This window comes from Rheinheimera sp. MM224, assembly GCF_947090785.1.
GTDB lineage: Bacteria > Pseudomonadota > Gammaproteobacteria > Enterobacterales > Alteromonadaceae > Pararheinheimera.
This window is the reverse complement of the sequence record NZ_OX352320.1, coordinates 872,154-896,792: the sequence shown is the minus strand read 5'-3', so window position 1 is coordinate 896,792 and position 24,639 is coordinate 872,154. Positions and strand designations below refer to the sequence as shown.

18 protein-coding genes are annotated in these 24,639 nt (G+C 46.9%); 2 read left to right on the top strand and 16 right to left on the bottom strand.

From position 1 onward, the window contains the following. The first annotated feature begins 396 nt into the window (after positions 1–396). On the top strand, positions 397–2,007 hold the full coding sequence (locus tag OM978_RS04255; protein ID WP_413690907.1) for a methyl-accepting chemotaxis protein: 1,611 nt from the start codon (positions 397–399) through the stop codon (positions 2,005–2,007). An 84-nt stretch (positions 2,008–2,091) separates the two neighbouring features. On the opposite strand, the gene OM978_RS04250 is transcribed toward OM978_RS04255, so the two are convergent. The 16 genes from OM978_RS04250 to OM978_RS04175 form a co-directional block, all read right to left on the bottom strand. After that, the gene (locus OM978_RS04250; protein WP_264345673.1) at positions 2,092–2,481 is read right to left on the bottom strand and encodes a VOC family protein; all 390 of its coding nucleotides are present in this window, start codon (positions 2,479–2,481) and stop codon (positions 2,092–2,094) included. 18 nt (positions 2,482–2,499) lie between these two features. Further along, complete coding sequence (locus tag OM978_RS04245; protein ID WP_264345672.1) at positions 2,500–4,122, bottom strand: NADP-dependent glyceraldehyde-3-phosphate dehydrogenase; 1,623 nt, start codon at positions 4,120–4,122, stop codon at positions 2,500–2,502. Positions 4,123–4,135: 13 nt separating this feature from the next. Beyond that, positions 4,136–5,086: a sugar kinase gene (locus OM978_RS04240; RefSeq protein ID WP_264345671.1), complete on the bottom strand. Its 951-nt coding sequence runs from the start codon at positions 5,084–5,086 to the stop codon at positions 4,136–4,138. Between the two features lie 22 nt (positions 5,087–5,108). Beyond that, the gene (gene eda, locus OM978_RS04235) at positions 5,109–5,765 is read right to left on the bottom strand and encodes a bifunctional 4-hydroxy-2-oxoglutarate aldolase/2-dehydro-3-deoxy-phosphogluconate aldolase (protein ID WP_264345670.1); all 657 of its coding nucleotides are present in this window, start codon (positions 5,763–5,765) and stop codon (positions 5,109–5,111) included. Beyond that, positions 5,762–7,261: a mannitol dehydrogenase family protein gene (locus OM978_RS04230; protein WP_264345669.1), complete on the bottom strand. Its 1,500-nt coding sequence runs from the start codon at positions 7,259–7,261 to the stop codon at positions 5,762–5,764. Before OM978_RS04230 ends, eda begins: the two co-directional genes overlap by 4 nt. A gap of 11 nt (positions 7,262–7,272) precedes the next feature. Next, positions 7,273–8,697, bottom strand: coding sequence for a glucuronate isomerase (gene uxaC / locus OM978_RS04225; RefSeq protein WP_264345668.1), 1,425 nt, complete (start codon positions 8,695–8,697; stop codon positions 7,273–7,275). 9 nt (positions 8,698–8,706) lie between these two features. After that, a complete protein-coding gene (locus OM978_RS04220; RefSeq protein WP_264345667.1) occupies positions 8,707–10,254 on the bottom strand; it encodes a UxaA family hydrolase in 1,548 nt (515 codons plus the stop codon). Positions 10,255–10,308: 54 nt separating this feature from the next. Continuing rightward, complete coding sequence (locus OM978_RS04215) at positions 10,309–11,748, bottom strand: glycoside hydrolase family 28 protein (RefSeq protein ID WP_264345666.1); 1,440 nt, start codon at positions 11,746–11,748, stop codon at positions 10,309–10,311. 199 nt (positions 11,749–11,947) lie between these two features. Then, entirely contained in the window at positions 11,948–14,911 is a 2,964-nt protein-coding gene (locus OM978_RS04210; protein WP_264345665.1) for a ligand-binding sensor domain-containing diguanylate cyclase, read from the bottom strand. 94 nt (positions 14,912–15,005) lie between these two features. Further along, positions 15,006–16,046 carry a LacI family DNA-binding transcriptional regulator gene (locus OM978_RS04205; RefSeq protein WP_264345664.1) on the bottom strand — a complete coding sequence of 347 codons (1,041 nt, stop codon included), beginning with the start codon at positions 16,044–16,046 and terminating at the stop codon, positions 15,006–15,008. Positions 16,047–16,058: 12 nt separating this feature from the next. After that, positions 16,059–16,835 (bottom strand): IclR family transcriptional regulator, encoded by a 777-nt coding sequence (locus OM978_RS04200; RefSeq protein WP_264345663.1) that lies wholly within the window; start codon positions 16,833–16,835, stop codon positions 16,059–16,061. Positions 16,836–16,843: 8 nt separating this feature from the next. Beyond that, the gene (locus OM978_RS04195) at positions 16,844–18,139 is read right to left on the bottom strand and encodes a TRAP transporter large permease (protein WP_264345662.1); all 1,296 of its coding nucleotides are present in this window, start codon (positions 18,137–18,139) and stop codon (positions 16,844–16,846) included. Then, a complete protein-coding gene (locus tag OM978_RS04190; protein WP_264345661.1) occupies positions 18,139–18,639 on the bottom strand; it encodes a TRAP transporter small permease in 501 nt (166 codons plus the stop codon). The genes OM978_RS04195 and OM978_RS04190 overlap by 1 nt, the downstream gene beginning before the upstream one ends. Beyond that, positions 18,632–19,648, bottom strand: coding sequence for a TRAP transporter substrate-binding protein (locus OM978_RS04185; RefSeq protein WP_264345660.1), 1,017 nt, complete (start codon positions 19,646–19,648; stop codon positions 18,632–18,634). The genes OM978_RS04190 and OM978_RS04185 overlap by 8 nt, the downstream gene beginning before the upstream one ends. 141 nt (positions 19,649–19,789) lie before the next feature. Next, positions 19,790–20,632: a 5-dehydro-4-deoxy-D-glucuronate isomerase gene (kduI, locus tag OM978_RS04180; RefSeq protein WP_264345659.1), complete on the bottom strand. Its 843-nt coding sequence runs from the start codon at positions 20,630–20,632 to the stop codon at positions 19,790–19,792. 24 nt (positions 20,633–20,656) lie between these two features. After that, positions 20,657–21,415 (bottom strand): SDR family oxidoreductase, encoded by a 759-nt coding sequence (locus tag OM978_RS04175; RefSeq protein ID WP_264345658.1) that lies wholly within the window; start codon positions 21,413–21,415, stop codon positions 20,657–20,659. A gap of 422 nt (positions 21,416–21,837) precedes the next feature. Here OM978_RS04175 and OM978_RS04170 point away from each other — a divergent pair, with 422 nt between their 5' ends. Beyond that, positions 21,838–24,615, top strand: a complete 2,778-nt coding sequence (locus OM978_RS04170) for a TonB-dependent receptor (protein ID WP_264345657.1) — start codon at positions 21,838–21,840, stop codon at positions 24,613–24,615. Positions 24,616–24,639 lie beyond the last annotated feature (24 nt).

The following is a 24,639-nucleotide window of genomic DNA, read 5'->3' as shown; positions in this document are numbered from 1 at the left end:
GAAGAGAGCTAAAAAAGATGAAATCACTTTAAAAACAACACTATACTACTACACAAGTCGTTAGCAGTTTCGATGGGCAAGACTGATGTAACAGTATATCCATCGACTTTATCAATTAGTTTCTTAAGTGTTTGACATAAAATGGCGCTTTATAGGTTTTTAGCGGATAAAGTCACAGATGTCAAAATCCTGACTGAAACTATATCTCTTTATGCTGAATCTCTGCTTTGGTCATTATGCTCTATAGTATCAGCAGTAGTCACATTCATATTTTCATATAACGATACAGTAGATCATTTCACCCGATATATTTTGTTACTTTCCGCTGAAGTTTTAAACAGATAAAGATTGACCAAAGATCACAGACAAGGGGTTACTATGTTCAAAGATATGTACTTGAAAAATATAATTTTATCTATTCTTCTGATGTTCAGCGCTGGCCTGGCCATATTAAGTTTTTACTCCTGGAACAGCGCAAAAGCCAGCGAAGAAGGTATGGCTGATCTGTATCAACTTTCAGTACTGCAAGTAAATCCAATTTCTGATGTGTACGGCATGTTGTTGCGCAGCAGGTTAGCATTAGCTGGTGGCTTTATCGAAAAGGAAGGCGGACAACTGGATAAAGCTCAAGTCAGCGCGCAGCGTGGCGAAAAGTTTCTGAAAGAGGCTGTCGACAAATTTAATGCGTTTGCTGAAGTTGGCCTGAAAGGTGACCATAAAGAGATGGTGCAGGAAATGCAGAAAGTCTTTTCTTCATACTTCACTGCAATTGAAAAAACAGCGAAGGAGCTGCAAACAGGCACCAGCGAAAGTTATGTTACAGCCAACCTGGAAGCCCGTGATACTAATGTGAAAGCGCAGGAAATGGTCGCGCAGTTTGTTGAACAAGCCAGCACCAAAAACAGCAGTTTTATGCAAGAAGCGTCCGATCGCTACAGTGCAACCGCCATTCTGTGTGCCATCTTTCTGGCTATTTCGTTGGCCGCTTTAGTCATGAGCTGGTATTTAATTAAAAAAATGCTGATCCAACCGCTGGAACTGGCGGGAGTGCATTTTCAACGTATGGCGCAAGGCGATTTAAGCAGTCAAATCAAAGTCGAAAGCAAAAATGAGATAGGAGCGCTGTTTTCTGGTCTGCAGCATTTACAACAAAGCCAAAAAGACACTATTAGTCAAATCAACAACACCGCGACTCAGTTAGCGTCTGCAGCTGAAGAATTGAGTATTGTGACCTCACAAAGTACTGAAGGCCTCGATTTACAGAATGCTGAACTGCAGCAAGCTGCGACAGCAGTCAATGAGATGACAGTGGCGGTAGAAGATGTAGCACAAAATGCATTATCCACCTCAGACGCTTCAAGAGAATCCAACGAGCTGGCCAGTCGCAGCTTTGAAGAGATGAAACAAACTATTGCTCAAACCCGTAAAATGGCGACGGAAATGAAGACCTCTGCTGAGCTGGTTCAGGAACTGGCAATACAGGCTGGCAATATAGGTCAGGTGCTGGACGTCATCCGGGCTTTAGCAGAACAAACTAATTTATTGGCATTAAACGCGGCAATAGAAGCAGCCCGAGCCGGTGATGCCGGGCGGGGTTTTGCTGTAGTTGCAGATGAAGTCAGGGCTCTGGCTCATCGCACTCAGAACTCCACCAAAGAAATTGAACAGTTAATTACGCATATCCGTCAGGGCACAGCTAAAGCTGTACAGTCAATAGAATCCAGCACCGGGCTTGCAGATAATACAGTAGAAATGGCCAACAAAGCGGGTCAGGCGTTTGAGCAGATCTGTCACTCGGTCAGTCATATCAATGAGCGTAATTTACTGATAGCCACAGCCTCAGAAGAGCAAGCTCATGTGGCACGTGATGTGGACAGAAGTCTGGTTGCTATCAAGGATTTGGCGGTACAAACCTCGGCTGGCGCAAATCAAACCAACGCCGCCAGTCAGGAATTGGCAGGTATGGCTTCCAGACTGATGGATATGGTCAAACGTTTTAAAGTTTAATTGCTCCCACCCCGGCCTTCTTTTGGCTGGGGTATTTCTCACGCGTTTTCCTGCTATTGAGTATTTTGCGTCAGGTCTTAATGCTTAAGCTTGGTTCAAAGCCGCACCACGTCGGCACAACTGCAATGCCAGCCCCCAGGGGTCACGCAGCATCACTAGCAAAGAGCCGTCAGCTAAATTCACTTCATCCACCTGCTGTGCACCAGCCTGCTGCAACCTTTTGCTATCGGCATAAGGGTCAACACTAACCAACGCCAGATGCAATAACAAGGGATGCATGTTCGGATAATCCGGTACCTGATCGGCCGGATTACAATAAATCTCCAGCATCATCTGGTCGCTGTCATCCACCAGAAAATGCGTCTGAGCCTGGTCCGGTAAAGCACGCCTGACTCGCAGCCCTAAATGCTGACAGTACCAGGCAGCCATAGCTTTAGGTTCAGCGACATTTAATGCCAGATGTTCAAATCTCATGCTGCTTTTCCCATCGGGTTAAAACAGAAAATCTGTGGCTAAAAACTGGGATGAGCCTTGTTTAATCATCTCTTTCATCAGCGCTATTTGTTCAGGGTTGTATTTACAGGCCACCAGAGTTGGAATAGAAAACTGCAGCAAAGCATCTTGCACTGACAAAGTGCCTTCAGCTGAATTTTTCCGACCGGTAAAAGGGAAGCTGTCCGGACTACGCTGACATTGGCTATTGATGTTAATCCGACCCACCTGATTGGCGAACATATCCACCAGCTCACCTATTTGCTGCGCGTCCTGGCCAAAAATACTCAGCTGCTGACCATAGTCTGAGTGAATCACATAATGGATCACTTCGCTAATATCGTCATAAGGCACTACGGGCACTAAAGGGCCAAACTGTTCTTCCTGATACAACCTCATCTGACTATTGACCGGATACAGCAAAGCAGGACGCATTAACGAGCCCGCACTTTGGCCACCTTCAGGGTTCATCACTTTAGCGCCATGCTCTATCGCATTGGCGATTAAACCTTGTAAAAAGTCTACTTTGCCCGGCTCAGGCAAAGGCGTAATTTGTACTTTGTCAGTCCAGGGTAAGCCCAACTGCAAAGCGCTGATGGCCTCTGACAGTTTCTGCACAAAAGCATCGGCAACTGAACGCTGCACAAAAAAGATTTTTAACGCAGTGCAGCGCTGGCCATTAAAGGACAAAGCCCCCATCACTGCTTCTTTGACGGTCAGATTTAAATCGGCATCCGGCAACACTATGGCTGGGTTTTTCGCATCAAGCCCAAGCACAGCACGCAAACGATGTGGCCGTGGGTGCAGTTTTTTTAAATCGCTGGCGCCTTTATTTGTACCTATAAAAGCAAATAAATCCACACTACCACTCTCCATTAAGGCACCGACAGTTTCACGGCCACGACCGTAAATCACGTTAATGACACCAGGTGGAAAGGATTCAGCAAAAGCCTGTAATAACGGCTGAATTAATAACACCCCATATTTAGCGGGTTTAAAAATAACTGTGTTACCCATGATCAAGGCCGGGATCAGAGTGGTAAAGGTTTCATTCAGCGGATAGTTAAAAGGCCCCATACAAAGCGCGACACCCACTGCAACCCGGCGTATTTTGCCTAAAGTGCCCTGCTCTATCACAAAGTGGCTGGCACTGCGGTCCTGTTGCTTTAATGCTTGTATCGTATCGCGGATATAATCACAGGTGCGGTCGAACTCTTTGGCTGCATCCGGCAAAGGTTTACCAATTTCCCACATCAATAAGCGAATGACGGCGTCCCTTTGCAGCAGCATAGCAGCAAGGAATTTCTCCACCGCCACCACACGTTCCATCACCGCCATAGAAGGCCAGACACCACGGCCTAAATCATAAGCTTTTAACGCTGCATCCAAAGCAGCTTTGGCGGCAGTTTCGTCCATTAAAGGCGTAGCGCCTAATAAAGTTGGAGTCAGTTCACCTGCACTATTTCTAAGCGCTACCGGGCTATACACAGGAGCTAAATCGCCCTGCCACTGACAGAGTTTGCCATTCAGTAAATAGTCACGCTGCTCTATCGGACCTGTGAGTTGCCACTGGGCCGGGATTTCAGCCTGGGTTGGAAAATACAAAGACAGATCAGCAGACATGATAAATTTCCTTTTAGCTAAATGTGTTCAAATTAAAACGACCAGAAAAACTACGGAATTGCTCTTTAGTGACTATAGCCCCTGTATGCTCTACGACAAAACTGGCTAAAGCAGCGGCGTATTGGCAAGAGGCCAAAGGCGACAACCCATTTAACCGTCCAGCCAGATAACCACCGTTAAAGGAATCTCCTGCTGCTGTGGTATCTATCACTTTTTTGACAGGAACTGCAGGGCACTGGAAGCTTTGCCCTTCAGTGTAGCCAAGCACTCCGGATGGGCCATTTTTCACAATAATTTCTTTAACACCAAGCTGCTGCAGTTGCGCCAGTACATCAGCTGCACTAGTACTGCCGTACAGCACTTTATGATCGTCTAAACCTGGCAAAGCCAGATCAGACAAGGCATAAGCCTGATCAAAATTAGCGCGGCAAATCTCTGCGTCAGGCCAAAGCGCTGGTCTGTAGTTTGGGTCAAAGACAATCTGTACGCCCTGAGCTTTTAACTCTTTAATCAGCGCAAACAGATAAGTGCGATCGTCCAGCGACAAAATCGCCAGACTGATACCGGAGAAATAAAATACATCAGCAGGTAATAAATGTTCGACTGTGCTGTGCTGACGAAACAAGGACAGGCTTTGTTTGGCCGCTGAGCTGTCACGCCAGTAAACAAAACTACGCTCACCAAAACAGTCGGTATTGATCATATACAAACCAGGTCGTGCTGTTTTAGTGCGTAGTACCAGAGAGCTATCGAGTTTTTCCAACTCCAGCTGGGCTATCAATTTGTCGCTGACTAAATCTGTGCCCACGGCAGATAAAAACTTCAGATTCAGCTGCTGCGGCGCACTGCGTTTACAATACACAGCAGTGTTGTAGACATCTCCGGCAAAAGCCTGATGGTAGACGTTATCCACGAGCTGGAATAACTCGACCATACATTCGCCAAAAATAATGACTTGTTTCATGGATGGATCCTTAAGTTCAGCTTCAGGCAACCTGACTATGCCGCACCCGGCTTTGTTCAGCTATAGCAACAGACTGACGGGTTAAATCAGTAATAGCTGCCCAGTTTTGTTGTAACACCAGATCTTTAGGAGACAACCAGGAACCACCTGCGACAAACACATTAGGTAAGGCTAAAAAATCTGCCAGATTATTTAAGTGCACACCACCTGTTGGGCAAAACTTTACCTGCTGAAATATACCAGCCAAAGCTTTCAGCATGTCAATACCACCTGCTAAATGCGCAGGGAAAAACTTCAGTTCTGTTAATCCCATCTCCAATGCCATCGCCATTTCAGACGGCGTCGCCACACCTGGTGCTAATGCCAGTTCGGTATTGATCATGGCTTTGAGTAAATCCGGAGTGCTGGCAGGACTAACCAGAAATTGCGCACCAGCCGCTTTAGCATTAGTGGCATCTTTAGCCGATAAAATAGTACCTGCTCCAGTTAAAAGCTCTGGTACTTCAGCACGAATAGCGCTGATGCACTCTAAAGCTGCAGCAGTACGCAACACGACTTCAACCGCTGTGACTCCGCCTTGTTGCATTGCTTTAGCAATAGCAACAGCCTGGGCTGGTTGTTCAGCCTGGATAATAGGCAACAACAAACCACCTTTGAGTAAGGAAGATAAAGAGTTCATTCAACAAGGTCCTGTAATAAAGCGGCAATATCTGTGCCTTGGGGTAATAAAAGTAAGGGGCAAAGCTGTTGATAAGCGGCCGTTAGTTCAGCTTTAAATGTTTGTGACTGCTGCAATGCTGCAGGAAATACGGCAGATAACGCTAAAAACAGAGCTGTGTCTGCCGCTGCATCGCCCCTGCATTGGGCTGCAACGCCTAACAACACAGCGGCTAACGGGTCGACCAAAGCTGTATCGGGTTGTTGCTGATAACGCAGTCGGATAAACAGCAGCCAACTGGCCACCACCAGACTTAATAAACGAATAGAACGACCACTGGCTAAGTTATCCAGAATAATTGGAAAGACCCGCATTGGCAGTTTTTGCGAGCCATCCCATGCAATTTGAGCCAGTAAATGTCGGATAGCAGGGTTATCAAAACGCTGGAAAATATCAGCGCTGTACTCTGCCGGGTTTAATTCAGCCGGCGCATGGAAAGAGCCGATAATCTCTTCTTGTGCCAGTTTTTGCACAAAATTGCGTAGCTTCGGTTGCTGCATGGCATCAAACACAATGTCCAAACCACACAAAGAGCCTAAATAAGCCAAAGCCGAATGTGGCGCGTTGAGTAAGCGCAGCTTAGCTTTTTCAAAAGCTTTCACGTCCTGAGTGTAAGTAACCCCCACCTGATGCCAGGCGGGTCTGTGAGCTGGCAGAATATCTTCAATCACCCACTGACAGAACTTTTCGCGTTTAATAGGCCAGTTGTCCTGATACCCCAACTCTGCCGCCAGTTGTTTCGGCAGCATTTCATCTGTAGCAGGCGTAATGCTGTCCACCATAGTGCAAGGGCATAACAGCTGCTGTTCCAGCCAATTAGCCAAAGCCGGTTGCTTTTGTCGTGCAAAAGTAAGCAAGGCATTACGAAGTTTATGACCATTGTCGGTCAGGTTATCGCAGCTTAGCACGACAAAAGGTGGCACATTGGCGGCGAATCTCAGAGCTAAAGCCTGTACTAACAAACCAATAGCTGAGCGGGCTTTAACGTTAGTTTCTAAATCGTGCTGAATATCGGCGTGAGTTAAATCCAGCTCACCCAAGGTATTTAAGCAGTAGCCTTTTTCTGTGATGGTTAAAGTCACGTAATAGCTGCTTGGTGCTGCTAAACGCTGCAACACCTGTTCGTACTGCTCTGCAGCGACCAGCAACTCACGAATAGAGCCGACCACTTGGTACTCTGTTTTTTTATCCAGCAATACCAGACTGTATAACCCCTGTTGCGTTGTTAAAGCTTTGGCTAAATCGTTGGATCGCATCGATACCACAGAAATGCCCCAGTCCCCACCGTATTTCAGCGCGAGATCTGTGTACCAGGCCTGATGTGCCCGAAAAAAAGCGCCAGGGCCAATATGCACTATGCCTATGCCTGTAGCTGAAGGGTCATAAGCGGGTAGCTTGAGTTTACCTTGCAACTGCTGCAGCAAGGCTGGCTGTAAACCTGGAATATCAATACTCATGGGTTGTCCTTTTAATCCAGCTGATAGGCTTGTTTCACCAGCTGATAGGTCAGCTGCTGCGCCAGTTCATGCGCTTCGTCTTCGTTTAAGCGATGTTCAGCCACCAAACCTGCTAAAAAGCGACAATCAATACGACGTGCCACATCATGACGGGCCGGAATAGACAAGAAAGCCCGGGTATCGTCGTTAAAGCCTACTGTGTTGTAAAAACCTGCGGTTTCAGTGACCTGATGACGGAATCGCAACATACCTTCAGGGCTGTCGTGGAACCACCAGGCTGGACCCAGTTTTAAAGCCGGATAATGACCAGCCAAAGGCGCCAGTTCACGGGCATAGGTAGTTTCATCCAGGGTGAACAGAATAATTTTCAAAGCGGCATTGTTGCCGTATTTGTCCAGCAGAGGTTTTAAGTTGCTGACAAATTCAGTCGGGCTTGGAATATCAGCGCCTTTGTCGGCACCAAAACGCTCAAAAATCGACGGGTTATGGTTACGAAACGCGCCAGGGTGAATTTGCATCGTCATGCCATCTTCAATACTCATCCCAGCCATTTCAGTCAGCATTTGGCCTCGGAATAGCTCGGTTTGCTCTTTACTGGCTATACCAGATAAACACAGCTGAAACAGGCTGCTTGCTTCATGCTCTGATAAATTGGCTGTTTTGGCTGTAGGGTGGCCGTGATCTGTGGCTGTAGCGCCATGGTCGCGGAAAAACTGCCGACGAATACGCAGGGCCTGTAAATACCCTTGCCAGCTATGTGTGTCCTGACCTGTTTGCTCGGCCAGTTTTTTGATATTGGCCAGAAAATCAGCACGGTCGGCGTCTATCACATCGTCTGGTCTGAAGGTGGTGATCACCCGTTTTTCATAGCCAGTGCCTTTTAATGCGGCATGGTGTTTTAGCGAATTCACCGCGCCTTCGGTGGTGGCAATCAGTTCGATATTAAATTTATCCAGCAAAGCACGGGGCTTAAATTCAGGTTTCACCAACTGCTCGTTGATGCTGTCGTAGTACAAATCAGCGGTATCGCTGTTTAATGCATGCTCTAAACCAAAGACGTCATGAAATACGCTATCAAGCCAAATACGTGAAGGCGTGCCACGGAATAAATGATAATTTTGGGCAAAAGTGTGGAAAATTTTGCGGTAATCCGTTTCGACCGGAGTGCCGTCTTTAGTGCGAATACCCAAAGATTCCAGCGAAATACCCTGGCTGTACAGCATGCGGAACACATAATGATCCGGTAGCAGCAGTAAGCTGGTGGCATTGTCGAAATTGGCATTGCTGGCAAACCAGCTTGGGTCTGTATGGCCATGTGGGCTGACAATAGGCAAGTCTTTAATGCCGGCATACAAACGTCTGGCTATGGCGCGAACTGTTGGATCGGCCGGAAATAATCTGTCTTGATCAAGTATTAAAGGTTTAAAGTTGGCCATATAGATTCCTTACAGGGTCACGCCATTTTTCCAAATGGCGATCTCTTTGTTGTCTGATAATTCGTTTTGGGTCTGCTTGCCTGAGGCGATATCGATCAGGTAGCGGAAAAACTGGTAGGAAAAATCCTGCGCATTCTGACCTTGTTGCAACAAAGCACCGGCATCAAAATCTATCCATTGCGGTTTGCGTTTGGCTAAATCGCTGTTGGACGAAATTTTTACTGTTGGCACAGGAAAACCCAGCGGCGTGCCGCGCCCCGTGGTAAACAGCAGCATGGTCGCGCCACTGGCCGCTAAAGCCGTAGATGACACAGCGTCATTGCCAGGGCCCTGCAGTAAAGTTAAACCTTGTTGCTGCACTAAAGCGCCATAAGGGATCACTTGTGTCACTTTGGCCGAGCCACCTTTTTGAATAGCGCCTAAGGATTTCTCTTCCAATGTAGTTAAACCACCTGCTTTATTACCCGGGCTTGGGTTTTCGTAAACTGGCTGTTTGTTATCGATAAAGTATTGTTTAAAGTCGTTGACCAAAGTGACTATGTCGGAAAACACGGTTTCGTTGACAGCACGGCTCATCAACACTTGTTCGGCACCAAACATCTCCGGGGTTTCGGTCAGTACTACTTTGCCGCCTGCAGCACAGACTAAATCGGCAATACGGCCCACCAGCGGATTCGCCGTTAAACCACTTAAACCGTCGGAGCCACCACATTTCATGCCGACCACTAAATCGGATACAGGACAGGCTGTGCGCTTATCTTGCTGCATCAGTTGAATAAGTTCTGCGGCAGCCTCCAAGCCTTGCTCTAGTTCGTCTTCCACTTGCTGGGCATTAAAAGAGCGTAAGCGGCTTTGATCCAGTTCAGGGCAGGCTTTAAGTAAAGCTGCCAGTTGATTGTTTTCGCAGCCTAAACCCAGCACCAGCACAGCACCGGCATTCGGGTTTTGCATCAGGCCAGCCAATACGGCGCGGGTATGGTTTAAATCATCACCTAACTGAGAACAGCCAAAAGGATGGGTGTACGCAAAAACACCGTCTGTTAAACCAGCAAATTGTTGATTAGCTTTTTCGGCTATTTTCATTGCCGCACGATTCACACAACCTACAGTATTTAAAATCCACAGCTCGTTGCGGGTACCTACTCTGCCATTGGCACGGCGATAACCCATAAAATGGGTAGGCAATTCGGTTGGGAAGGCTAAATCGTCAGCCGCACAGCCCTGATACTGGTACTCCATCTGATCAGACAATAAGGTTTTCAGATTATGTGAATGCACCCAGCTACCAGCTGGAATATCGTCCTGCGCAACACCTATGGCGTAACCATATTTGATCACAGCTTCACCTTTTTTAATCAGCTGCAACGCCACTTTATGGCCTGGTTGAATATCCTCTTTTGCCTGCACTTCTTGCCAGGGATCAATCAAAGCCTGACCGGAAGCTAAAGGCTGCAATACCACCAGCACATTGTCGCGTGGATGCACTTGTAACAGGCTCAACTGAATAGCGGCCGGATCGGCAATATGTGGGCTACAACCTTTTGTTTGTTCTGTCATTTTTAACCTGCTACATAGCTTGTCTATCGGTGGCAAAATTCATTTTAAAAAATACTAGTGGCTCTGTTTTAACAGAGCCGTAGTGAGGGCTTTCCCATTCAGACTGACATTTTCCAGTTTAAAATCACTTGTATGTTCTAATACACCTAAGTTCGCTTGCTCAAAGCTGACATCCGTCATACGGATACCGCCGATGCCAGCTCGGGGTAAACCACGAATTTCAAAAGCACGCTGAGCCTTTTTCACCCTGAAATTGCTGATACTCAGATCTTTGACTTGTGGTAAAAATTGACCTGTATCCCCTTCTTCGTAGTAGAAGTTAATAACAATAGCGTCTTTGACATCGCCAATCTCAATATCATCTACTGCGACTTGTTCAATTAAACCGCCTCGCACTGAGTTGGTTTTAATACGTAAACCCCGTTCCAGATCAGGGCTACTCATACGACAACGGCGGGCAAATATTTGTTTAGCACCACCAGAGATTTCACTGCCTATCACTACACCACCGTGACCAGATTTCATCAGGCAATCCTGGATCACCACTTGCTGTATAGGTGTTGCTAAACGGCGGCCATCCGCATTGCGGCCAGACTTTAAGGCGATGCAGTCATCACCTGTATCAAACAGGCAATGTTCTATCAGTACACGCTGACAGGATTCAGGGTCGCAGCCATCGGAATTTGGACCATGGCTGACACAGTTCACACCACGGATCACTACGTCTTTACAAAGCACAGGGTTAATCAGCCAAAACGGCGAATTACGGATGGTGACACCGTCAATCAACACTCGCTCGCACTGGTATGGCTGAATAAAAGGTGGCCTTAATCTGTTATTGTCCAGAATTCGCTTTTCAACCGGCACACCAGCTTCAGCCATAGCAAACAGTTGATCACGGCCTGGCTTTTGGTCAGTTGCCGGGTCCAGTTTCCAGGGCGTATGTTTCCATATTCCTTTCCAGGGCCACCAGTTTTCACCACTGGCATTACCTTCCAGAATACCTTCACCTGTTATCGCAATATTCTGCTGCTGATAAGCATAAATTAACGGCGAAAAGCCCATCAGCTCCACCCCTTCCCAGCGGGTAAAAACAAGGGGTAGGTAAGCTTGTGGATCGGTGACAAAAGATAAAACCGCGTTTTTTTGCAGATGCAGATTTACATTAGATTTTAAATGCACTGGACCAGTAGACCAGACCCCTTCAGGCACAACAACACGGCCACCACCGGCCTGATGGCAAGCAGCTATAGCCTCTGAAATAGCTTGATCACAGCGCTGGTTTTTCTGAGCGCCAAAAGCAGTGATGACAAAATCGCGGTCTGGAAAAGAAGTAAGTTTTAAATCCCGCAGTATGTGTTCTGCAACAGCCCAGATTGGATCTACAGCTTTTGCATCAGCGGCCGTTACCTGAAAACTAAGCAAAGGCTGCAACGCCGCAGTAGCGATACCAGCTTTGAGTAAAAAACGTTTTTTCAGATCAGGCTCTAGCATCCGTTATTCCATCTTTGTTTTATCTGCACAAAGCTATTGGAACTCGTCTGCTTTATGCCTGTTTAAACAGCATAATAACGCATTTGCCACCGGTAGCAATAGATTAACATAAAATATTGCCACCGATGGCAACTGGTCAGAGAAGTTCGGAAAGAAGATTCCATTATTGAAATTAATGCGGTTCTAAATGCTGTGAAATTCAGGCAGCGCAGACTCTGTTGCGACCTTGTTGCTTGGCCTGATACAAAGCCTGATCCGCTAAAAACAGCAGTTGCTTGGCATCATTTAATTCATCACTGATAGCAATACCAATACTGACGGTAATACTGATGCCATCTGCAATATCCAGCCAGTCCAATAGCATGATTTCTTCACGCAGGCGTTCGCAAACTAACTGCGCTTGTTCAAGACTAGTAGAGGGCATTAACAACGCAAATTCTTCACCACCCCAGCGGGCAGCGCAGTCAACTGAGCGTGAATGCTGACGAATTTTTTCAGCTATAGCCACCAATGCCAAATCACCGGCGTTGTGCGACCAGGTATCATTGATCTTTTTAAAATGATCTACATCGATAAAAGCCAAAGCCAGTGGCTGCTTTAAACGTTGTGAACGCATAAATTCTTTACTTAACACTTCATCAAAAGCGCGGCGGTTCGCAAGGCCAGTTAAACCATCCTGCCTGGCTTGTAATGCCAGGGCTAAAGTCTGCTGATGTAGCTGAGCCAACAAAGTGGATTTCTCTTCATCTGCCGCTTGCAGGCTATTGGCTTTTTGTTGCAGCTCCGCGGTTTTTTCCGCCACCTGACGCTTTAAACGCTGTTCTGAGTGACGCAAGCTGGATATACGCCAGTACACCAATAACAACACCAGAGCTATTGAAGATAAAGCACTTAACCATTGAAAGTTTCGGGTTTGCCACCAGTACGGATGTTTAATTAATTCTATTCTGGCAGTTTTACTCCATTTTCCACTGGGATTAGCTGCCTGAACCTGAAACTCATAACGACCAGGCGCCAGATTGGTATATTCAGCAAAGTTCTGGTGGCCTCTGTCCAGCCAGTTCGCATCAAATCCAATCAGTTGACTGCGGTACTGGATACGGCCAGGCATCACATAACCTAAACCTGCAAAATGTAATTCCACCCTGTCGCTGTCGGGCGGCAACTCAATACTGTCATCGATTTTTTGCGCTACACCATTCACCAGCAACTCTTCTAACACCACAGGAGGTGTTGCTTCAGCAAACACAGCCAAACGATCAGGCTGAACCCTGCTGACACCGGATGCTGTCGCAAACCATAAAGCACCATCCTGGGCCAATATAGCGGCAGGGTTTGAGCCGCCATTGGCCTGAGCACTGAGCATACCGTCGCTTTCGCCATAAAGCTCATACGCAATACTGGTTGCAGTGCCATCAGCCACTGCATTCGCATCTTTCTGACTGATGCGTAAAATGCCCCTATTACTGCTCAACCAAAGATTGCCATGTAAATCGGCCTGCACCTGAAAAATTTTATCAAAAGGAATACCAGCCTTACGGCCGACCAGAGAAAGCTCAGCCGTATCTAACCGATAGCGCACTAAACCACGATCTGTAGCCAACCACAGCAGTTTTTGTTCAGCTTGTTCGAAAAAATCAAAAGCATATTCAGTTTGATCGAGCTCTGACAACGACAAAGGCTCAAATTTTCCTTTAATCAGACGAGTTACACCTGTGCCTGTGCCTATCCAGAGCACATCACCAATCTTATGCAAAGCCACCACAAAGTCAGCCGTTAAGCCTTCACGTGTGGTGTAACTCTGCATCTGTTGAGCCTGATAATGATTCAGTCCTTGTGCCGTACCCAACCAGATAGATCCATCCTGCAAAGGCAAAATAGCCCGAACTTCGTTGGATAATAAACCTGAACTGCGGTCCAGCAGTTTTGTCAGCTGACCGTCGCTGTACCGAAAGACCCCAGAAGAGTAAGTGCCAACCAGCACATCACCCGTTGCTGTTTCAGCCAGGCTCAACACTGATTGTTCTGGCAGCAGGTTTTGCTCTGTCAGCAGCTTCCCATTCAGGTAACGCGCAATGCCGCGCGCAGTACCAATCCAGATACTACCGTCTGAATGCTGTAATACAGTACGGACAAAATTGTCAGGCAGGCCTTGCTCTGTGCTTAAGGTCGCAAAAGGAGCGTCTCGTAAACGGAATAAACCACCATTGGTACCAAGCCAGATACTGTGCTCGTTGTCTTCATAGATAGTAAGCACTCTATTGTTCGGCATACCGTGTTGAGCGGTCAGCTGCTCTAAGCCGTAATTACTTAAGCGGAAAATACCTTCCTCAACAGTGCCTATCCATAAATCACCATGGTGATCGACCAATAATCTGGAAATGGCGGTTTGCTGTAATTCAGGCTGAACTAAAACAAAGTCTTCATCTTGCTGCTGATACAAGCCCCGCTCAGTCGCCATATGCAACTGATTTTTGTAAAAAGCTAAAGCGAAAACAGGCGATTTAGGGCTGTTTGCTACCGGAGCTAATTTGCCATCATATAAGTAGGCCAAACCTTCAGCTGTTCCGACCCAAAGCCCGCCTTGTTTATCATCTAACAGACTGTAGATAGTGTTGCTGGGTAAGCCATCATGTCGGGTCCATTGCTGACGGGAACCATCGGTTTGCAGGCAAAACAAGCCGCCGCCCTCAGTACCCACCCAAAGCTGTCCTTTTTCGTCCCCCCGCACTTCATTGACTAATGAAGATACAGGATCTATGGGCCGCCATTGTTGATCCTGCAACAGCGCCATCCCCCCCCGAGATCCACCTAATAACAATCGCCCTTTCGGATCCAAATGCAAAGCTCTGATACCAGAATCAGGTAAGCCTGTTTGTTGTTCACGGCCAAAGACTTTAAATTCACGGCCGTTGTAGCGGGCTACGCCTTCCCAGGTTGCAAACCAAAGATAACCGTCCGGAGTTTGGCTAATGCTGTTGATGGTGTTATGAGGTAACCCTTGACGGGTACTCCAGCTTTCGCGGAAGTAATCAGTTAGAGCTGCAGTTGCTGCAGAGGAAGAAAAAGGAATTACTAAAAATAGCTGAAGTAAAAGTGCAGTAAACACGACACCAATACGTTTTTTGCCGGATAATTTGATAGATTTGATAAAATTTAACATCAGCGCCATCCCAGTCAGCAGATGGTTTCATTTTTTCTAATAACACTACCATACTCTATTTTTAGAACCGGGAAAACTAAATTACGCTGTGATGCTAGGATGCCGCAGCTTTAGCGGCTTGAGCTGTAGACTCGCGCACCACAAGAGTTGGAGCAACTTTCGCAGCGACTTGTTGCGCTGCTTTATCATTTTGTTCAATCACCATAATCATTTTAGTGGTCGCCAACTGCGCCATTTGCCGAACGGGACGGCGGATAGTGGTTAGAGCAGGTATCACTCTGGACGCCAGTAAGTTGTCATCAAAACCGGCAACTGACAGTTGCTCTGGAATAGCAATGCCCATTTGATGCGCCACTTTCAGCACACCAGCTGCCATCTGATCGTTATTGGCGAAAATGGCTGTAGGTAAAGGAGTTTGACTTAAAAGACTGCGGGCACACTCAATACCGGTTTCGTAGGTATTATTACCTTCCATAATGCGTTCAGCTTTCAGCGCTATACCGTAAGCCGACAAACCTAATTTAAAACCTTCCATCCGCTCTGTGGATGATTTATAGCGCTGTGGACCGCTGATAAATGCAATATCCTCATGACCTAGCTGAGCAAAATAGCGCGCCATTTCAGCTGCGGCAGAACGATCATCCGAAACCACTATATGTTGAGGTTCATCAATAGCAACAGAGGTAAGTCGTACATAAGGCCGTCCAGCATTTTTTAATGCTTCAGCCAAAGACTCCAGTTCAGACACAGGCGGTAGCACTATCACACCATCCAACTTGGATCTGTTGATAAAATTCAGGCAATCCTGCACCAGAGTTTCACTGCGATAACGACAAGGATGCACCACCAGCTCATAGCCCAGAGTAGAACATATTTCCAGCACCCCACGCTGTACATCATCTAAATACAACGCATCCGGGTTATCGTAAATTAAGCCTAATAAATAAGATCGGCTGGATGCTAAACCACGGGCCTGAGTGTTTGGCGAATAATTCAGTTCAGCGATGATTTTCTCAACCCGGACTCTGGTGCTGTCACCCACACTCAAAGAGCCATTGATCACCCGCGACACAGTGCGTTTCGACACACCAGCCAGACGGGCGACATCATTAATGGTCGAACTTTTTTGTATCATCCACTTTTCCTATTATTTATCGTTGGCCAGCAAAGCAGGCCTGTAACACGCCAGACTGATTTCAATCGCAGCTTGTTTTACGGCAGCAACCAATTCAGGCAAACGTTGTTTGCATAAAATACTGGTCAATCCGGTCACGCCAACAGAAGCCACCACAGCCCCCTGAGCATTACGTATAGGCACAGCAATACAACGCACATTGGCCTGATACTCCTGATCGTCTACTGCATAACCACGGCCTAAAACACTTTGCAATTCTACCCGCAAGCAGGCCAGATCGGTAATGCTTTGTGGCGTCCGGGCAGGCATTTGCTGCAAACCAGGCAAACTAGCCAATTGATCAAAGTAGTTAAAGGCTAAAAACACCTTGCCGCCGGCAGAACAGTGTAAGTCGGCCAAAAAACCTGGCCGTGCAGCCAAATGACTCGGGTTAGGGCTGTCACAGACTTCAGCTATTAAAGCACCATCTGGCCTCGGCAATGCCAGATGACTGGTGAGACCTGTACTTATCGTCAGTTTATGCAGCACAGGCACAGCCAGTTGGTGCAAATGATGATGCTGCAATAAATCCAACCCCATCTTGTACAAACTGCTGCCCACCCGATACTTTTTACCTTCTTTGTACAGCATTTGTTGCTGACACAACGTCTGTAAAATACGAAAAGCGCTGGTTCTCGGCACCATCAATTGCTGCTCAAGCTGGGATAAAGTTAAACCAGAACCTGATGCCGCCACTAACTCCATCATGCGGCAGGCATTGGCAAGATTTGGGATCAAATAACTGGTCATAACAGCTCCTATAGCCCAAACAAATTAGGCAAAAATTCACTGATAGCCGGAATGTAAGTCACCATCATCAGCACCACAAACATGGCGGCATACATAGGTAACAACGGCTTGATCAAAGACTCCAGCTTGGTTTTGGCCACAGCGCAAGCGACAAAAAGCACACTACCTACAGGTGGTGAGACTAATCCAATCGACAAGTTCAAAATCATCATAATGCCAAAATGCAACGGGCTCATACCCAGCTCCACAGCTACAGGCAAGAAGATAGGTGTGAAAATCAGCACTGCAGGTGTCATATCCATAAATGCACCGACGATCAGCAAAATAATGTTGATCAATAACAAAATCAGCAGCGGGTTTTCACTTAAGGTCAATAAACCCTGACTGACAGTTTGTGGGATATTTTCATAGGACAAAATCCAGGACATAGCAGCAGAAGTGGCAATCAACGCCATCACTATGGCGGTAGTTTCAGCAGATTTCAGCAGTATTGCAGGTAACTCTTTGACTTTGACTTCACGGTAAACACAAACCGCCAGAATAAAGGAATAGACCACAGCTATAGCACCAGCCTCTGTCGCGGTAAAAGCCCCACTGATAATGCCGCCTATCACCAAAATAATCATCAGCAAACTTGGAATAGCAGCCGCCATTTTTTTGAAGGTTAAAGACAACGGCAGGCGGGCGGCCAATGGATAACCTTTCATTTTGGCGTAACCGGCACAAACCACCATCAATCCCAAACCTAACAAAATACCAGGTAAATAACCTGCAACAAACAAAGCAGCAATAGACACACCACCGCTGGCGATGGCATAGACAATCATAATATTGCTTGGTGGGATCAGCATGCCTGTGGTCGCTGCTGCTGCTGTTACCGCTGCGCTGTAATTGACGTCATAGCCCTGCTTTTTCATTTCCGGCACCATAAAACTGCCGATGGCCGAAGTTGCTGCGACCGCAGAACCCGAGATAGCACCAAATAACATACAAGACAACACATTCACCAGCGCCAGACCACCAGGCAAACTTCCTACCAGGGCCATAGCGGCTTCAATTAGACGTTTGGCAATACCGCCCCGCCCCATCAGAAGTCCTGACAGCACAAAAAACGGAATGGCCAACAAGGCAAAGCTATTTAAACCACCAGCCATACGTTGCGCCAGCGTAGTGACAGCCGGCAATAAATCCATCGACAGCAACATAGTGCATAAAGTAGCTAAACCAATACAAAAGGAAATTGGCACGTTCAGTAACAACAACGCAAAAAATACAGTAATTAAAATAAGTGCAGACCATTCCATTATTCAGACTCCTCTGCCGGGACTAATTGAATTTTTGCCGCCAGACAACGCAGCTGACACACACCATAAAAAGCGATCAACACGCCTGCTAAAGGCAAGACCAGATAGATCCAGGCCATACGGATGCCTAAAGCTGCCGACATTTGATTCAGCTCGAAGGTTAACCACACCAGTTCACCACCGCCCCAGACCATCACTATGGAAGAAAACACCACCACAGCAGCAGTCAGCACAAAAGCAATACGGTGTTGCCATAAAGGGGGCATCCTGCTGGTGACAATATCCAGACCTAAATGCTGGCCGGTGCGATAGGCATAAGCTGCACCTAACATGGCAATCCAGAGTAATAAACAACGGGCGATTTCTTCGGTCATTGAACTGGGATTAGTCAGCACAAAACGGGACAACACCTGCCAGCACACCACCAGCACTATGGCGGCCATCAGCAGCATGAGGCTGCGCTTCAACACCCAATCGACGAACAACACTAGCTTAGTCATTGGACACCCCTGCGGTTTCAGCCTGAACCAAAGCAATTTCAGCCATCAGTTGGCCCACTGCAGTGCCCTGCAAAGATTGATGCAATGGCTGCACAGCGGCGGCAAAAGCGGCTTTATCCGGATAAATAATTTCCACCCCTGCAGCTTTTACTTTGGCCAGTGCATCGTCACTGGCCTGTTGCCACAAATCACGTTGGTAACGCACTGAGTCTTTCATCGCCAGTTCGAGCCAGCCCTGCTGCTCTGTCGTCAGACTTTTCCAGACAGGTAAGCTCATCAAAATCACGTCCGGCACAGCGGTATGCTCATCAAGACTGTAGTATTTGGATAACTCGTAATGACGGGATAGATAAAAGCTTGGCGGATTGTTTTCAGCTCCATCCACCACACCTTGTTGCAAGGCTGTATAGAGTTCACCCCAATCGACAGGAGTCGCAGCACCACCTAAGGTTTGCACCATTTGTACTGAAGTCTGACTATTTGGCACCCGGAACTTTAAGCCTTTTAAATCAGCAGGCTGACGTATAGCTTTGTTTGTGGTGTAAAAACTGCGGCTGCCCGCATCGTAATACCCTAAACCATGTAAACGGGCATTGTGCATCGAGTTGAGTAAATCCTGCCCTATAGCACCGTTTAACACAGCCCATAAATGTGCACTGTCTCTGAACACATAAGGCACACTAAACACCTGCATCTTAGGCACAAAACCTTCGAGCGGACTGGCGGAGACTTTGGTCAAAGCCAGACTGCCAATTTGCAGCAGTTCAATCAGTTCGCGCTCTGAGCCAAGCTGACCACCACTGTAAATCTGAATATGCATCTGGCCTTTGGAGTAATGCTCCAGCCGTTCTGCCATATAGACCATAGCTTTGTGAACCACATGCTCCTGATCCAACGAATGGCCCATACGTAAGGTGATCTGATCTTGCTGGCGCTGACAGCCTGTGGTGAATAGCAGAGTCGCTAAACCGCAGCACAGCAGCACGCTGCGCAATGAAAAAGATTTCATCGTCTAACCTACCTGTTCTATTTGTTATGAGTCAGCGCTCGTACTTCTGGCGCTGTCGAAGGGCACACTGTCTATCGCAGTGATTGCTGCCCTTTTACTAAACTGTTACTAAACGAAGCTCTCCCCAGAACTTCGCGCCCCTTATCTCAATTGATCAGGGCCAAATTTATCCATATCGTGATAATCCAGATTTTCACCCGCCATGCCCCAGATAAAGGCATAACTGCCTGTACCTACACCACTGTGAATGGACCAGGGTGGCGAAACCACAGCCTGCTCATTGCCCATCCACAAATGACGGGTTTCCTTGGGTTCGCCCATAAAGTGGCACACTGCCTGACCAGGTGTCAGATCAAAATAGAAATACGCTTCCATCCGTCTGTCATGCTGATGCGCTGGCATAGTATTCCAGACGCTGCCCTGGCTCAGCACTGTTAAGCCCATTTGTAGCTGACAGGTTTGCACCACTTCTTTAATCATTAACTGATAAATAATGCGCTCGTTACTGGTGGCTAAAGCGCCCATCTCCAGCTTTTTACAATCATTCATCCGTACGTGTTGAACCGGATAAGCGTGATGAGCAGGGGTAGAATTTAAGTAAAACTTTGCGGGCTGCTGTGTGTTTAAGCTATGAAAGCTGACGTTTTTGCAGCCCATACCGACATACAACGCCTCTTTATTCGCCAGCTCGTATTTAGTGCCGTCTACTTCCACATAGCCGGTGCCGCCAACATTAATCACACCCAGTTCACGGCGCTGCAAAAAAAACTCAGCCTTCAGCGCATCTACTGTTTGTAATACAACTGGCGCTTTGACCGGCACAGCGCTGCCAACAATCAAACGTTCATAGTGGGTGTAACACAACACCAGTTGATCGGCCTGCATCAGGTTATCGATCAAAAAGTTCTGCCGCAGCTTTTCGGTGTCGTAGTGTTTGACATCCAAGGGCGCTGTGGCAAAACGGTTTTCAAAAATTACATTCATCACTATCTCCTGCTAAGGCTAGCTCTAGCGAGCCAGCCAGCCTCCATCTACAGCCAACACATGGCCATTGACATAATTACTGGCACTGCTTGCCAAAAATACAGCTGCGCCTGCTAAATCTTCAGGTTCTCCCCAGCGACCTGACGGGATCCGCGCCAGAATGGCTTGATTGCGAACTTCATCCTGCTGCAAGGCAAAGGTATTATCTGTACGGAAATAACCAGGGGCTATCGCATTGATATTTAAGCCAGAAGCAGCCCATTCGTTGGCCAAAGCTTTGGTTAAACCTGTAATGGCATGTTTACTTGCGGTATATGCCGGCACGGTAATACCACCGCTGTAAGACAACATAGATGCAATATTAATAATTTTGCCCTGACCGCGTTTAAGCATTTCAGCTCCGAGCATCTGACTTAATAAAAATGCTGAATCCAGATTCACCCGCATCACCTTTTGCCACTCTTGCATTGGATAATCCACTGCAGGTGCACGGAAAATAGTGCCACCGCAGTTCACCAGAATATGTACTTCGCCAAGAGCCAAAGCGCCTTGCGCTAAAGATCTCACCTGATCTAAATCCGATAAATCAGCGGCTAATGAAAAGGCCTGACCACCTTGAGCCTCAATTTCAGCTGCAGTTTTGCTGGCACCATCCAATTGAGAACTGCAGCAAATCACCGAAGCTCCGGCTTGTGCTAACGCCTGCGCAATGGCTTTACCTAAACCACGGCTGGCACCGGTAACTAATGCCCTTTGCCCTTTTAACGAAAATAAAGCCGACATTTTTTGACTCCTTTTTTGTCTGAATCGCTGCGACTTTCTCTTACCGCATCAGAACACAGTCACTACACATTTAATGCTCAAAATGCCTGTGAAGTTCAGCCCAATCAGAATTAATTTCACATCTGGAACAAAACCTATTTTATCCGCCGACCAAATGTGCAACATTATCAATGTAAAACAACAAGTTAACCATCAAAACCAAATAAAACCCTACAACATGACTGATTTTTTTTTGTGCGACGTTTGACAGTAATCTAAGCTTGGTGTTAGCTTTTTGCCATCGGTGGCACAAAATTGCAAGCATTTTTTGCCACCGGTAGACAAAATCAACAGGGAGTCGCACAAAGCGTCTTCCATTATTAAAAATACAGCTGGCATGTACTGGCTGAACGCTTTGAACCAGACAGGACGAGGTAGATATCATGGCAAAATCCAACACGCCATTTCACCCGAATAAAGTTGCGTTAGCTTTAGCTATCGCAGGTTGTACTTCACTATTTTCTGTATCAGCACAAGAAACTACCGAAACGAAAAAGCTGGACGAAAAAATTGAAGTGATCGAAGTGAAAGGCAGTTTCCGCGATTCGTTATCCAATGCTTTAAATCAAAAACGCCAGTCCGATGGCGCCGTCGACGCTATTCTGGCGGAAGATATTGCCGACTTCCCGGATCTAAACCTGGCAGAATCTTTACAACGTATTCCTGGTATTGCCATTTCACGTGCCGCAGGTGAAGGCCGTCAAATTTCAGTTCGGGGTTTAGGCCCTGAATTTACCCGTGTTCGTATCAACGGTATGGAAGCAGTATCGACCAGCGGTGGTACCGACCAAATCGGCGGTGCAAACCGTGGCCGTGGTTTTGACTTCAACACCTTCTCTTCCGACTTATTCAGTTCTTTAACTGTGCGTAAAACCGCGTCCGCTGATGTGGAAGAAGGCTCATTAGGTGCAACTGTCGACTTAAAAGCTGCCCAACCTTTTGATTATGATGGCTTTACTTTTGCAGCTTCTGGCCAGATGGGTTACAACGATTTGTCTGAAAAGTCTGATCCTAAAACGTCCTTTTTAGTCAGTAATATTTTCGCCGACGGTAAAATTGGTGCTTTATTTTCAGCCTCTTATTCAGAACGTCAGCTGAAAGATCAAGGTGCCAGTACGGTGCGTTGGAATAGCGTCAACGACTTTGGCAGTTACCAGGGTGATGCAGACGCTCCTGAGTTAGCAGAAATTAACGCTGCAGCCAGGCCACGTTTACCACGTTATGACTCCTACACTCATGATATGGACCGCCTGGGTTTAAGTTCATCCTTTCAGTTCAGACCTAATGACGATACAAAAATTGATTTAGATGTGTTGTACGCAAAAACAGATGCCACCCGTAATGAAGTGTTTTTACAAGGTATTTTGAATGCCGGAGCCAATATCACCGGACCTGATGTAGCGCCTTCAGGCATTACAGGTGATATGAATGTAGTCGATTATTTTATCGATGATACCAACACCATGACCTATGGTAGTTTTGAAAATGCCACTATTCGTGCCGAAAACCGCTTTGACGAACTCAGCACCGAATTCCTGCAATACAACCTGTCATTAAAGCAGCACCTGACTGATGATTTGAGTATGGATGCCATGATAGGTACCGCCAAATCAGAATTTGATAACCCGGTACAAACTACCTTAGTAGCAGAAAAACGCGGTGTTGAATTTGCTTATGATTATCGCGGTGGCAACAGAGAAAACCCGGCTCTGACTTATGGCGCAGGTGTATTTGATCCAAACGGCTGGACCTCAAACAGCGTGCGTTTACGTCCATTGGGGGCAGAAAACACCTTTGATACAGCAGAACTGAATTTTACTTATCTGCTAACTGATAACCTGACGTTAAAGGCAGGTCTGCACTACAAAGATTTTAGTTTTGAAACCTACGAAGCTCGCCGTCAGACAGAAAACGGTGCTGGTATTGTCTATACCCCAGATCTGCTGATGCAATACAATTCCGGCTTAGGTAGTCAGCCAGTCTGGTTAGTGCCTGATTTCGCAGCTATTGATGCTCAATACGATATCTACAGTAATACTGGTGCTTTTGAGGTCAGTGCAGATTTCCGTCGCCCTGATAACTACTCAGCTACAGAAGAAACCTTAGGTGCTTATCTGCAACTGGGTTTTGATACGGACATTGCTGACATGCCACTGCGTGGTAACGTTGGTTTACGTCAGGTGAAAACAGACCAAAGTTCGACAGCCTGGGCTACTTTTGCCACCACTCCAACTCAGATTACCGCTGAACATGACTACAACGAATTATTACCGTCAATCAACCTGGCATTGGAGCCATGGGAAGATGTGATAGTACGTTTTGGTGCTGCGGAAGTAATGGCACGAGCTGGTTTAGGGGCCATTCGTCCTGACGTATCAGTTTCTGTTTCCGGCGGCAGCCGCGCTGTTTCTGGTGGCAACCCACAACTGGAGCCGACTAAAGCTCAGACCTACGATTTGGGTTTTGAATTCTATTTCTCTGACGAATCCATGTTAGGTGTGGCGTTTTTCTTCAAAGATATCGACAGCCATGTTCAGACCTTACGTGAAACCAAAGCCTTTACCGCAACTGGCTTGCCGATTCAGGCTGCAATTGATGCCTGTACTGCAGGCCCTGGTTACAACGATGACTGTAACGAAAACGTGGATTGGCAGGTGACTACGCCGTTGAATGGCCCTGGCGGCGATTTAAAAGGGATGGAAGTCAGCTATCAGTTGCCTTTTACCTTCTTGCCTGAGTTCTGGAACAGGTTTGGTTTTATCGGTAACTACACTTATGTCGATGCCCAAATGGACTATGTCAACGCAGCTGGTGTTGTACAAGCAACCCGCGACTTAAACGGTTTGTCAAAAAATACCTCAGCAGCCACTCTTTACTACGAACATGAAGCTTTAAACGCTCGTGTCTCCATGGCAAAACGTGGCAAATACCTGACCACAGCCGTTGGCCGTGATAACAACGATATGGAAGGCACCAACGCCACCACTAACGTGGATGCATCGGTTTCCTATGCGTTAAACGACAACTGGAAAATCAGTTTTGAAGCACTGAACCTGACCGACGAAGTGGATGATCAATGGGTAGATTCAGCCGGTAACCGCCTGACTTATTACCATGAAACTGGTCGTCAATACTACTTAGGCGCTCAATACAAATTTTAATCTCTCTCATAGCTTAGCCATGGA